At 61.7% G+C, this 12911-nt stretch carries 12 protein-coding genes; 11 read left to right on the forward strand and 1 reads right to left on the reverse strand.

Annotated features, from left to right (window positions below; all coding sequences use genetic code 11):
* The first annotated feature begins 80 nt into the window (after window positions 1-80).
* The 11 genes from GYH35_RS12455 (at window position 81) to arsN2 (ending at window position 12247) form a co-directional block, all read left to right on the forward strand.
* Window positions 81-518: an MOSC domain-containing protein gene (locus tag GYH35_RS12455; RefSeq protein WP_268894934.1), complete on the forward strand. Its 438-nt coding sequence runs from the start codon at window positions 81-83 to the stop codon at window positions 516-518.
* Between the two features lie 245 nt (window positions 519-763).
* Entirely contained in the window at window positions 764-2536 is a 1773-nt protein-coding gene (gene thiC / locus GYH35_RS12460; protein ID WP_308683792.1) for a phosphomethylpyrimidine synthase ThiC, read from the forward strand.
* Between the two features lie 5 nt (window positions 2537-2541).
* A complete protein-coding gene (gene thiO, locus GYH35_RS12465; protein WP_161828567.1) occupies window positions 2542-3537 on the forward strand; it encodes a glycine oxidase ThiO in 996 nt (331 codons plus the stop codon).
* The gene (gene thiS, locus GYH35_RS12470; protein ID WP_161812151.1) at window positions 3521-3718 is read left to right on the forward strand and encodes a sulfur carrier protein ThiS; all 198 of its coding nucleotides are present in this window, start codon (window positions 3521-3523) and stop codon (window positions 3716-3718) included. Before thiO ends, thiS begins: the two co-directional genes overlap by 17 nt.
* Before the next feature lies 1 nt (window position 3719).
* Window positions 3720-4490, forward strand: a complete 771-nt coding sequence (locus GYH35_RS12475) for a thiazole synthase (RefSeq protein WP_161828568.1) — start codon at window positions 3720-3722, stop codon at window positions 4488-4490.
* Entirely contained in the window at window positions 4487-5098 is a 612-nt protein-coding gene (locus GYH35_RS12480; RefSeq protein ID WP_161828569.1) for a thiamine phosphate synthase, read from the forward strand. Before GYH35_RS12475 ends, GYH35_RS12480 begins: the two co-directional genes overlap by 4 nt.
* Before the next feature lies 1 nt (window position 5099).
* Window positions 5100-5858, forward strand: a complete 759-nt coding sequence (locus GYH35_RS12485) for a hydroxymethylpyrimidine/phosphomethylpyrimidine kinase (protein ID WP_161812154.1) — start codon at window positions 5100-5102, stop codon at window positions 5856-5858.
* A 27-nt stretch (window positions 5859-5885) separates the two neighbouring features.
* Window positions 5886-7208, forward strand: a complete 1323-nt coding sequence (locus GYH35_RS12490) for a carboxylesterase family protein (RefSeq protein ID WP_161812155.1) — start codon at window positions 5886-5888, stop codon at window positions 7206-7208.
* Window positions 7209-7387: 179 nt separating this feature from the next.
* Window positions 7388-9268 carry a PD40 domain-containing protein gene (locus GYH35_RS12495; RefSeq protein WP_202624273.1) on the forward strand — a complete coding sequence of 627 codons (1881 nt, stop codon included), beginning with the start codon at window positions 7388-7390 and terminating at the stop codon, window positions 9266-9268.
* 195 nt (window positions 9269-9463) lie between these two features.
* The gene (locus GYH35_RS12500) at window positions 9464-11710 is read left to right on the forward strand and encodes a TonB-dependent receptor (protein WP_161812156.1); all 2247 of its coding nucleotides are present in this window, start codon (window positions 9464-9466) and stop codon (window positions 11708-11710) included.
* A 99-nt stretch (window positions 11711-11809) separates the two neighbouring features.
* Window positions 11810-12247: an arsenic resistance N-acetyltransferase ArsN2 gene (gene arsN2, locus GYH35_RS12505; RefSeq protein WP_161812157.1), complete on the forward strand. Its 438-nt coding sequence runs from the start codon at window positions 11810-11812 to the stop codon at window positions 12245-12247.
* A 32-nt stretch (window positions 12248-12279) separates the two neighbouring features.
* Here arsN2 and GYH35_RS12510 read toward each other — a convergent pair whose 3' ends face one another.
* Entirely contained in the window at window positions 12280-12870 is a 591-nt protein-coding gene (locus GYH35_RS12510) for a hypothetical protein (protein ID WP_161812158.1), read from the reverse strand.
* Window positions 12871-12911: the final 41 nt, after the last annotated feature.

Here is a 12911-nt window from a genome sequence, read left to right on the forward strand (position 1 = left end):
GCTTCCACGTTTTGCTCTCGAGCGTGCCCCAGATCGGCAGGGTCGAATGGATTGGTGTACGACCCGCGCGGCGCGAGCCCATGATTGTTGTCGACAGCGTCGAAGCATGCGAAGGACGTGGCTTGACGGGAGATCGATTCAGCGGCGGCGCGTCGAGCAAGAGACAGGTGACATTGATCCAGAGCGAACATCTGCCCGCGATTGCGCAACTCCTTGGCAAGAATCGTATCGATCCCGCGCTGTTGCGACGGAACATTGTCGTCAGTGGCATCAATCTGCTGTCGCTGAACGGCGCGCAGTTCACGATTGGAGGCGCTCTGATGGAAGGTACGGGGCCGTGCCATCCATGTTCGAGAATGGAGGAAGCATTTGGACCGGGCGGATACAGCGCCGTCCGCGGACACGGCGGAATCACGGCGCGCGTGCTCAGCGGAGGGATCGTTCGCGTCGGCGAACCGGTCAGTTTTGTTCGGCGATCCGGCGGAGCGTCTGAAAAGCAAAATGAGCTCGCATTGTGAGCGCAGCTTGACGCACATCGCGCGCAAAAGGTAACGTCGCGCTCGCTAGGGGAGTCCCTATAGGGGCTGAGAGGTCATTGGCGCTCGTGCGCGATATGGCGACCCTTACACCTGATCCAGGTCATGCTGGCGTAGGAAAGTCTGAGCGCGAAGCGACGGTCCCTGTCTCGATTGCCTTTGGGACGTCGCGTGGGCGCGTGCTTTAGTACACCGGGGCGGCGCTGGATCTCCACATGGAGAATCAGATGAACGCCACCACAGTCCCCGTCAGCACGGCCGCGCTGCCTTCCTCGCGAAAAGTCTATGAATCCGGCGTCTTGCATCCGTACATTCAAGTGCCGATGCGCGCTATCCAGCTGCATCCGTCGGCCAACGAGCCCGATGTCGTCGTCTACGATTCTTCCGGTCCCTACACCGATCCGCGAGCAAACATTCAAATCGAGCGGGGACTGACACGCATCCGCGAGCCGTGGATCCTTGCCCGCAAAGATGTCGAGCATCACGAAAGTCAGCGACGCACCGAATCAGCCATCACCGAGTTTCCTATCAAGCAACCGCCGCTGCGCGCGAAAGCGGGGGCGGGTGTAACGCAACTCGCGTATGCGCGCGCGGGCGTCATTACGCCTGAGATGGAATACGTGGCGATCCGCGAAAACGTCGGTCGCGCCAAGCTCAGAGCAGCGGCCAATCGCGACGGCAATTCATGGGGCGCCAACGTCCCGGAGTACGTGACGCCTGAGTTCGTGCGCGCTGAAATCGCGGCGGGCCGCGCAATCATCCCTGCAAACATCAATCACCCGGAGTCCGAGCCGATGATCATCGGCCGCAACTTCCTGGTGAAGATCAATGCGAACATCGGCAACTCCGCAGTGTCGTCGAGCATGGCGGAGGAGGTCGACAAGATGGTGTGGGCGATCCGCTGGGGCGCAGACACCGTCATGGATCTTTCCACCGGCAAGAACATCCACAACATACGCGAGTGGATTCTGCGCAATTCACCGGTGCCCATCGGCACCGTGCCCATCTATCAAGCGCTGGAAAAAGTCGATGGTGTGGCCGAAGCGCTGACGTGGGAGATCTTCCGCGACACGCTCATCGAGCAGGCGGAGCAGGGCGTCGACTACTTCACGATTCACGCGGGCGTGCGGCTCGAATACATCCCGCTGACGGCAAACAGAGTCACCGGCATCGTTTCGCGCGGCGGCTCCATCATGGCGAAGTGGTGTCTCGCCCATCATCGCGAGAGTTTCCTGTACGAGCACTTCGAGGAGATCTGCGAGATCTGCCGTGCTTACGATGTGAGCTTCTCGCTCGGCGACGGCCTGCGCCCCGGTTCGATCGCCGATGCCAACGACGCCGCGCAGTTCGCGGAGCTCAGAACGCTCGGTGAGTTGACTCGCATTGCCTGGAAGCACGACTGCCAGGTGATGATCGAAGGCCCCGGCCACGTGCCGATGCACAAGATCAAAGAGAACATGGACGAGCAACTCAAGCATTGCGCCGAAGCGCCGTTCTACACGCTCGGGCCGCTGACCACCGACATTGCCCCGGGCTACGATCACATCACCTCGGCGATCGGCGCCGCCATGATCGGCTGGTTCGGCACAGCGATGCTCTGCTACGTGACGCCGAAGGAACATCTGGGCCTGCCCAATCGCGACGACGTCAAGACGGGCGTGATCACCTACAAGATCGCGGCGCATGCGGCAGATCTGGCGAAAGGCCATCCCGGCGCGCGAGATCGCGACGATGCCATCTCACGCGCGCGCTTCGATTTCCGGTGGGAAGATCAATTCAATCTTTCGCTGGATCCAGACACTGCGTGCGCCTTCCACGACGAAACCATGCCGCGCGAGGCGCACAAGCTCGCGCACTTCTGCTCGATGTGTGGGCCGAAGTTCTGCTCCATGCGCATTTCGCACGAAGTGCAGGCGGCGGCGCGTGAGTCGGGCATGACCGAGATGGCGGTGAAATTTCGCGAGCAGGGCGAGATTTACATTCGCTCGGAGCAGGGCTGATCCACGTGCGTGTGTCGATCATTGGTGCCGGCGTCGCGGGGATGACCTGCGCCGTCGAGTTCGCCGAACGCGGCGTTGCCACGGAGGTGTTCGAAAGGGCCGATAGCTTCGGCCCGCAGAGCTGCTCGTGGTTTGCCGGCGGCATGCTCGCGCCCTGGTGCGAGTGCGATCATTCGGCCGATCTGGTGGCGACGTTTGGCGAGCGGAGCCTCGCGTGGTGGAAGAAGCGGATGCCGACCTTGGACCAGCAGGGGAGCTTGTTGGTCGCACATGGCCGACACGCATCGGCGTTGGTCGAGCTCAGTCGGCGGACGACGCGATATGAATGGTTGAACGCGAATGGCATCGGCGAGCTGGAGCCAGCGCTCGGAAACCGCTTTCCGAAGGGTTTGTTCTTCAAGGATGAGGCTCACATAGATCCGCGCGAGGCTCTGCCCTGTCTGGCAAACAGACTGGCTTCGCTGGGCGGTCGAATTCATTTCGGTGCTTCGGGCAGTGCCAGGCCCGAGGGCGATCATGTCGTTGTCGATTGCACCGGTCTGGCCGCGAGGGAGGCTCTGCGGGAGCTTCGCGGGGTCAAAGGAGAAATGCTGGTGCTGCGGTCCAAAGAGATCACGCTCAATCGGCCGGTCCGGTTGGTCGATCCGCGAATTCCAGCGTACATCGTGCCGCGCCCCAATGGCGTGTTCATGGTAGGCGCCACCATGATCGAGAGCGACGATTCGAACCGTGTCACGGCAAGATCGGTGCTGGAGCTCCTCAGCGCTGCGTGTTCGTTACATCCGGCGTTCGCGGAGGCGGAGGTTCTGGAGTTGGGCACGCAAGTACGTCCGGCTTTTCCAGACAACATGCCGCGCATCGTGAGGCGACCCGGTCGCGTTTATATCAATGGCTTCTTCCGGCATGGATTTCTGCTCGCGCCAGCATTTGCGCAGATGGCCGCGGACGCCGTGTTGACTGGCGAACCTTGCTCTGAGGTGGCTCATGAAGATCACGCTTAACGGCGTCGAGCGGGAAGTCTCGGAAAACTTGCTGGATCAGGCGCTGCGCGAGTTGGGCTATTGCGACGGCGCCATTGCGACCGCGGTAAACGGTGAGTTCATTCCAAAGACTCAGCGGCTGGACATCGTCCTCAGCGAGGGCGATCGCATCGAAGTCGTGGCCCCGATGCAAGGAGGATGACGTGCTGGTTTACGACACGCAGCTGAGCTCGCGGCTGTTGCTGGGAACCTCGAGATATCCGTCACCGGCTGTGTTGACCGAGGCGGTCAAGGCGTCGGGGACCGGCGTCGTGACTGTGTCGCTGCGGCGTGAATCGAGCAACGAACGTTCCGGGCAAGGATTCTTTTCGATCATTCGTTCGCTGGGTGTGCGCGTGCTGCCGAATACCGCGGGCTGTCACTCGGTGAAGGAGGCCGTCACGACGGCGCACATGGCCCGCGAAGTGTTCGGCACATCCTGGATCAAACTCGAAGTCATCGGCGATCGCACCACGTTGCAGCCAGATGTATTCGGGCTCGTGGAGGCCGCGAAGATTCTGTGCGACGACGGGTTCCAGGTCTTTCCATATACCACCGAAGACCTGGTGGTTGCGGACAAGCTGCTGGATGCCGGTTGTCGCGTGCTGATGCCGTGGGGTGCGCCGATCGGCTCAGGGCAAGGCTTGAACAACGTACCCGGCTTGCGCGCCATGCGTGCTCGGTTCGCTGAAGTGCCGCTAATCGTGGATGCGGGCATCGGCGTGCCATCACATGCGGCACGAGCCTTGGAGTTGGGTATGGATGGTGTGCTGATCAACACCGCGGTCGCGCGAGCGGGAGATCCGGTTGGAATGGCGCGGGCGTTTGCAGACGCTGTTAAAGCAGGTCGCTCAGCGTTTATCGCGCAACCGATGCTGCCGAGTGACGTAGCGATTCCTTCGACGCCCGAAATCGGCCTGGCGCATCTGGTATGAAGCTCGATCCGTTTTATCTGATCGTCGACGATGTGTCGTGGCTACGGCGGTTGCTGCCGATGGGCGTGAGGCTGGTCCAGCTGCGCATCAAGGACCGATCGGACCCGGAGATTCGTGAGCAAGTGGTCACGGCCAGGTCGCTGTGTGCGCGGGCGGGGGCGTGCTTGATCGTCAACGACTATTGGCGGATCGCGCTGGATGAGGGCTGCGATTTCGTGCACCTCGGTCAGTCGGATCTCGATGAGGCCGATGTGCCCGCGTTGAAGAAGGCGGGCGTTCGGATCGGCATCAGTACGCATAGTCCCGATGAGCTGGAGCGAGCGCTGACATTCAAGCCCGACTACATCGCACTCGGGCCGGTGTATCCAACGACGTTGAAAGTGATGCCCTGGGCGCCGCAGGGACTGGCGCGCGTTGCAGAGTGGAAACGGCTGATCGCGCCGATTCCACTGGTCGCCATCGGCGGGCTCACCGTCGAGCGGCTGCCAGGTATTTTTAGAGCTGGTGCAGATAGCGCCGCTGTCGTTTCAGATGTCATTCGGCACGCAACGCCAGAGACGAGGGCGCGCGAATGGATCGAGGCGACTCGCAGCATGGCTGCGAAGTAGCATGCCAAGCACGGCACAAGTCCTTGTCATCGCCGGCACCGATTCGAGCGGTGGCGCCGGTCTGGTGAGAGACGTTGAAGTCATCACCGAACTCGGCGCTCGCGCGTCTTGCGTGGTCACTGCCGTTACGGCGCAAACAAATAGCTGTGTCGAAGCCTCCTGCGCGCTCTCGCCGGAACTGGTGAGACAACAACTGCGCACAGCACTGCGCTCGAATGCCATCCGCGCCATCAAGATCGGCATGCTCGGTACGGGCGAGATCGTGCGTGCCGTTCTCGATGAGTTGCCCGATAGACGTGAGATCCCGATCGTCGTGGATCCCGTGCTGTGCTCGACCTCGGCCGCGGCGCTGCTGGATCCAGAGGGGCTGCAATTGCTGCGAGATCAGCTGCTACCTCGGTGCTCGCTGATGACGCCCAACTTGATCGAAGCCGGCGCGCTGCTGGGCGAGCACGTTGCCCGAACCAGCTCGGAGCAAGCTGGGCAAGCACGTGCCTTACTCCGCTTTGGCTCGGAGGGCGTCCTGCTTAAAGGTGGGCACGGGACCGACGCGGAGTCCGTGGACGTCCTTGTAAATCATGCCGGACCGCTAGTCTTGCTTCGGGCTCCGCGCCTGGATGTAACCATGCGCGGCACGGGCTGTGCGCTCAGCTCGGCCATCGCCGCTCTGATGGCATCGGGCGAGCCGATGGAGTCCGCCTGTCAGCGAGCCAAGTCATACGTTCATGACAAGCTGTTGACCCTAAGACCCGCCAGCTGAGCGGATCACATCGGCTATAGTTTGCCGATGACTGTTCCTTCCTTCGACGCACCGGCGGGCCGCATCATCGGTTGGCGCGACGGGCGGGTGATTCGGGCGACGGGTATCCGTTACGCCCGTGCCGCTCGTTTTCAGCCGCCGACGCCGGAGCCTGCCTCGCCGACCGGCATCGAGGCCACCGGATGGGCGCCAGCCTGTGCGCAGGCCGATCATCCGTTCGGCATGGGGCTGATGAAGTCGTCGGTTCGCACGCTCGCCACGACTGAAGATTGCCTGCGTTTGTCCATTACGCGGCCCGACGACATTGCGCCCGGCGATCAGCGACCCGTGATGGTCTGGATCCACGGCGGTTCGTATGTTTTCGGCGCAGGCGATGCGGCGATTTATGACGCTCGCTCCTTGGTGGAAGAACAGAATGTCATTGTCGTTTCGGTCACGTATCGATTGGGGTTGTTGGGATTCCTCGGCGGCTCTGGGGGGCGAGCCGCGAACGTCGGGTTGCTCGACATCATCGAAGCGTTGCGCTGGGTGAAAGCAAACATTGCGGCATTCGGCGGCGACGCGGACAACATCACCTTGTTCGGCCAGTCCGCGGGCGGCGACGCAATCGCGCATTTGATGATCGCTGACGGTGCGCAAGATCTGTTTCGACGAGCGATCATTCAGAGCGCCCCGTTGGGCATTAGTCTGGGGCGTCGCAAGATGTACGAAGCGATGATGAAGATCGCCGCCCGCGTTGCTCACGATGCGCCCACCGACGATGTGATCGCAGCACAAGCCTCTGTCGTCTCGGCTTCGGCAGGATTTGGCTGGCCGGCGAGCATGCCGTTTGGCACACAGTACGGACATCATCCGTTGCCGGCCGAGGAAGACCTTGACTCGGCGTGGTCACGATGCGCGCGCCGCTTCGATGTGCTGATCGGCTCGACGGCAGAGGAGGGCTCGTTCTTCATCCCCATCATCGAGCCGCTGCGAAAACTTGCAGCCCTGCCGATGCTGGGCAACGCCATTCGGCGCGCGGCCATCGGCACCATCACGCGCAAGGTGTACGCCACTGCGGCGGATCGCTTCGCGAAGCGTCACGCTCGGGCGGGCGGGCGCGCCTACACGTACAAAATCCATTGGGGTTCGAAGACCAATCAGCTGGGCGCGACGCATGCCATCGACTTGCCGCTGTTGTTCGGTGACGAGCAAACCTGGCACGACGCCGATCTGGTGGCCGGGTTGAGCTGGTCCGAGGTGCACGCCAGTGCCCAAAAAATCCGCGCATTATGGTCACTGTTTGCGCGAACCGGCAGTCTGGAGGCCGGGGCGATCGAACCGGCGTTGATAAGTTACCGCAGGGCGTAGCGCCACACCCCAAATCTATCGCCGCCAGCGCGAATCCAATACTCGCCAGTCGCGCCCCGATGCAAGAATCGACGGTGGTCACCAGGCCGGCGCGACTCCAAGCTTACGCCGGTGTCAGGAAGCAAGCGGTCTGCAGGGGATGCGGGGCCCTCGAAGTCCAAGAATCCAGAGCGAGAGTAATGAACCGAAGACAACTGACGATGAGCATCGCCGCGGCGATCCTGTCCCTGCAATGTGCTGTTCCATTCACCGCCCAGGCCGATGTTGCCAAGCAGGGCGTCATGCTGATGAATCGGATCGGGCCGACGTCCTCAGAGCTGTTTGTCGCGAACGCCGATGGCACTGGCGAGCGCAAGCTGCTGCAGAGCTCGGTGTTCGACTATCACCCGTCGTATTCCGCGGACGGCAAATGGATTGTCTTTACATCCGAGCGCGGCGGGCTCGGGCAGGCGGACATCTATCGTGCGCGCGCCGATGGCACGGGCATCGAGCAGTTGACCAAAGATCCTGCGGTCGATGACCAAGCAACGCTATCGCCGGATGGCTCGCGCATCGCTTTCATGTCGACGCGTGGCAGCTTGAAGGCGAACATCTGGACGCTCGATATCAAGTCGGGTCAGTTGCGCAATCTCACCGCGACCGCGCGGACGGCGCAGGATTCGGGCAAGCCGGATGGTTTCTTCCGGCCGTCGTGGTCTCCCGACGGCAAGTGGATCGCGTTCTCGTCGGATCGCGGCACGGAGTGGCGCGGCCACGATGCACCTCATGGGTGGGAGCACACTCAAGAACTGAGCATCTATGTGGTCGGCGCGGACGGCAAGAATTTGCGCAAGATCGCGACGAAGCCGGGCTACTGCCTCGGCTCACCGAAGTGGTCGCCGGACAGCAAGCGCGTCGTGTTCTATGAGACGACGACCGAGGAAACATGGGGAGCCCGCCGCCCGGAAGGAATTGCGAAGGTGTCGTCGCAGATCGTGTCGGTGGACATCAAGAGCGGCGAGCGCATCGAGCATACGTCGGGCCCGGGCTTCAAAGTGGCGCCGCAGTTCGTCAATAACAAAGACATCGCTTATCACATCAAGGGCGGTCCGCTGGAAGGTCTGTACAACACGACGGGCTCCGCGACGGTGAAGGCCCAGCTGCGCTCGCCGGTGTGGTCGTCGAATGGCGCACAAGTCCTCTACGAGAAGGTGGACTTCAAACCGCGCGCGCAGAACTTGCCGCTCTACAGCTGGGATCCGGAATGGGACTATCAGTACACCGATGTGTTCCCTGCGCTGTCGAACGACGGCAAGCTGGTGTACAGCGAGAAACATCGCAACTCATCGGTTGTGATCAGCGATCCGGACGGCACGAATCGGCAAGTTGTTTTTGAGGTTGCGACGAGCGGCCTGGATAAGACGCAGTCTTCGCGCGGCTTGGCCGGCGCCTTCCAACCCGCGTGGTCGCCGGATGGGCAGTGGATCGCGTTCGGCCTGGGGCAATGGTTTCAAGAGCGTCGTCATGGCACCGCGAAGATCATGCGCGTGCGTCGCGATGGCACGGGATTGGAAGAGCTGACTGACGGCACCGTTCACTCCGGCTTCCCCAGCTACTCCGCCGATGGCAAGCAGGTGGTGTTCCGCGTGTACAGCGAGAAAGAGAAGGGCCTGCGAATTCTCGATCTGGAGACTCGCAAGGTTCGTGCTCTGACAAACGAGCCTGACAATTTGCCGGGTTGGTCGCCCGATGGCAGCGCCATTGTGTTCACACGCCGCGTCGATGAGGTGAACTTCGATGTCTTCACGATTCGCCCGGACGGCACAGAGCTGAAACGTCTGACGACCTCCGGCGCGAACGACGGTCACGCCGTGTGGACGGCGGACGGCAAGCAGATCCTTTGGAACACGGGCGAATACGGCTTCCGGGACGAAGCATCGCTCTACGACCGCACGTTCCAGCCATACGGTCAGAACTGGGCGATGAACGCCGACGGTACCGGCAAACGCATGCTGACGGACAGCCCGTGGGAGGATTCGATGCCGTTGTATATTCCGGCGAAGTTCCTGGCGAAGAAATAACCGACAAAAAAATGCCGGGCCAGCAATGGCCCGGCGTCAGGGGGATGGCGAGATCCTAAGGCTCCGCCGGCTCCTGAACGTGAAAAGAAATGAATCACGCCTGATCAGTTTTCCGCGCATGCCGTTGTTTCGGCAAACGCAGCACTTAGCATGTGTGAAGACTATGAGGCGATAGCGAAAAACTGGGGGGCTAAGATGAAGACGTTGAATGCGGCACGCCACGGGGCGGCGATGCTTGCCAGCACGATTCTGGTCACGACGTTCGCGCAGGCACAGGAAGCATCGGCTCCGCCCGACAGCGGTCTGGAAGAAGTGATCGTCACCGCGCAGAAGCGCGAAGAGAACGCACAGGACGTGCCCATTGCGATTACCGCGCTCAATGCGGATGACCTCGCGGCCGCAGGCACCACGAGCACCGTCGATCTGAAGTCGGTGGTGCCGGCCCTCAATATCACAACCGGCGTGGCCGGCTTCGGTATGCCTCGTCTGCGCGGCATCGGTGCGTCGGGGCAGGGGCCTGGCATCGAGAATCCGGTCGCCGTCTATATCGACGATGTCTATTACGGCGCGACCTTCGGCAACATCCAATCGTTGTTCGACACCGCGCAGGTCGTCGTTTCCAAGGGGCCGCAAGGGACGCTGTACGGCCGAAATACCACCGGCGGTCTGATTCAGATCCGCACGCGCGATCCCGAGTTCGATCTGGCCGGCAAAGCGCAAATCGGCTACGGCAACTACGACACCGCCAACGGCGGTTTCTTCCTCACTGGCGGATTGAGCGATTCGGTCGCCATGAGCGTCTCGGCGCAGTACGACAATCGTGACGAGGGCTACGGCGTCAATCGTTTCACCGGCAACGAGGTGATGACCTCGGAGAGCTGGGCAGGCCGGGTGAAGTTGCTGTGGAAAATCGCGGATGACACCGATCTGCGCATCTCGTTGGACAGCAGCGGCCGCGACGGCGCCGATCCGACCTTCCGGAATTTCGAGCTCAACTCGCTCGGTCAGAACGTCAACACGCTCATCAGGAATGCTGGCGGCGATCCCGACTACGATATCTATAGCGACGTGGATCCAGAGCTGCACGCCCGGCAGAGCGGCGGCAGTGTGATCCTCGAGCATGACTTCGATGCCTTTACGTTCAAGAGCGTCACCGCTTATCGCGATACGAGCTTGAGCACTTACTTCGATCCCGATGGCACGACCCTGCCGCGCCTCAGGATCTTCAACGACAACTTCGACGAACAGTTCACGCAGGAAATCGACCTGATCTCCACCGACGACGGCGCGTTCAAGTGGACCGTGGGCGCGTTCTATATGTGGAACTCCGCGGGCCAGGACCCCGGCCGGACCACCGGCCTCACGACGTTCGGCGGCAATGGCTACAGCGATACGATCACCGATGTCCGGCTCAATTCGATCTCCGGCTTCGCCGAGGGCACTTACGCGTTGACCGACGCGACCAACGTGACGGCCGGCATTCGCTACACCAACGACGAGCGCGAGTTCGAAGCGAAGACGGTCACATACAACGGCAACACCAACGTCACGACGACGAGCCCGGCGATTCGCGATATGCGCACCTTTGGCGATCCGAGCTGGAAGCTGTCGATCGACCACCGCTTCTCCGATCAGCTGATGGTTTACGCCAGCTACAACCGCGGCTTTCGCAGCGGCACGTTCGTGCCTCAGGCGACGCCGGTCATCCAGCTCGAGCCCGAGGAGATCGATGGCTACGAAGTCGGCCTCAAATCCGATCTGTTCGATCAGCACCTGCGCCTGAATGTCGCGGGTTATTACTACGACCAGACCAATGTGCAGGTTCAGCAGGTCATCGCCGGCGTGAACAATGTCTATAACGCGGATGGAGCGGAGATCTACGGTGCCGATGCGGACCTCATCCTGTCGGTCACCGACAACTTCCGTTTGTTTGGCGGCGTCGGCTGGACGGATGCCACTTACACCGATTTCACCAACGCGATCATCTCTGTTCCTTATCCGCTGCCGGCCGGTTTCGCGATTCCAGCGGGGCAGACGTGTCTGGGCACGTTCGGCAATCCCTTCGCGCAGCTCGGCGGGAACTGTCTGATCCGCGGCGATGCCTCGGGCAATCAGCTGCAGAACACACCGGAAATGACCGGTAGCTTCGGCGGCAGTTTGGCGATTCCAACGGGCATCGGCACGTTTACGTTGGCGGCCAACTATTATTACAACGACGGCTTCGTCGCCACGGCTGACGAGCGCGTGGCTCAGGACAGTTACAGTCTGGTCGATGCCTCGGTTACGTGGCGTGACGTGAATGAGCGGATGTATGTGCGGCTGTGGGGTAACAACCTCGCTGAGGAGTACTACCGTTCGCAGCTCAGCGCTACCAACTCCGGCGACAACGGCACTCCCGGCGCGCCGCGCACTTATGGGTTGACGCTTGGGGTGGAGTTCTAAGCAAGGTCAGGTGCGGGCGGCATCGGGCGCCCGCACGTCAGGCCCGAATTCGGGCCAAGCCCTGGCCGTCAGGCAGTGGTGCCCGGTACCATTCTTGGTATGAGCGAGTTGGAAGCGATCCACCAGAGTCCAGATTTCGCAGCCGCGCTTCGACTACTCGACAGCGCCGACCTGCCGACTTCTGACCTGACCGAGGCGCATCTCCGCCATTTCTTCTACCTCGGCTTGTCAACCGCGCCGGCGGGTCTCGTAGGCGTTGAGTTCCACGGCCCTGACGCGTTGCTACGTTCGCTGGTGGTTGCGCCCGAGTACCGCTCCCGAGGCACTGGCGCTCGGTTGGTGGCGCGAGCCGAGGCGTACGCTCGTGATCATGGCGCAGTCGCGGTTTACATCCTGACGACGACAGCGGAACGTTTCTTTCGCGCTCGCGGATATATCACCGCGTCCCGCGAGCAAGCACCGGTTGCGATCCGGGAGACGCCGGAGTTTTCATCGTTGTGTCCGGCGAGTTCGGCGTTCCTTCTCAAGCGGCTGTGAGCGAAGCCGTAGATTCGCTGCCCTGCCAATTACTACATCGCTCCGCCGAGCAATCGCTCGCGTTCCGTCTGCAAGCGGCGGCGGAGATATTCGTCGCGGCTCAGGCCGTCTGGGATGGTCTGTAGCGATAGGGTTTCGGCGACGATCTGACTCTCCCGAACCTTGTACAGTTGAAACATCGGATCGGACTGTGCGGTCGACAGAGCGGTGCGTTGACGGGCAGCTGCCGCGTAGCGTTCCTTGAGTGCGCGGATCTGCGTTATCTGTTGTTGTTCATCGGCAACGGTATATCGAATCAATCCAGCACGAAGCAGAAAGGTTTCGCCTGCGGACAGGCCTCCAGACTGTTCGATGCGCGAGAGCTCCTGTGAGAGATCGGCTGCTCGCTGACGAGCCTCCTCGGGCGACAAGGCCGGCGCTTGGGCGAAAAATTCTCGGGCCTGTTCATTGAATCTTGCTCGCGCTTGGACATCGACAGAGCTCGCACTCTTGCCTGCATGGGTGGGCGCATCGGCAGGAGCAGGTGCAGGCGGATCGGCGGGAGCATCCCGGGTCTCCCGAGCTTCACCGACGACCCCGCGGTCGTCGGTCGGCTTCGTTCGTTCCGCTGTGGGCCTGCTCAAATGCAAAGCCCAGCCAGCGGCCACGCCGGCAAGCGTAAGAC

Source organism: Steroidobacter agaridevorans (assembly GCF_009932555.1).
GTDB lineage: Bacteria > Pseudomonadota > Gammaproteobacteria > Steroidobacterales > Steroidobacteraceae > Steroidobacter > Steroidobacter agaridevorans.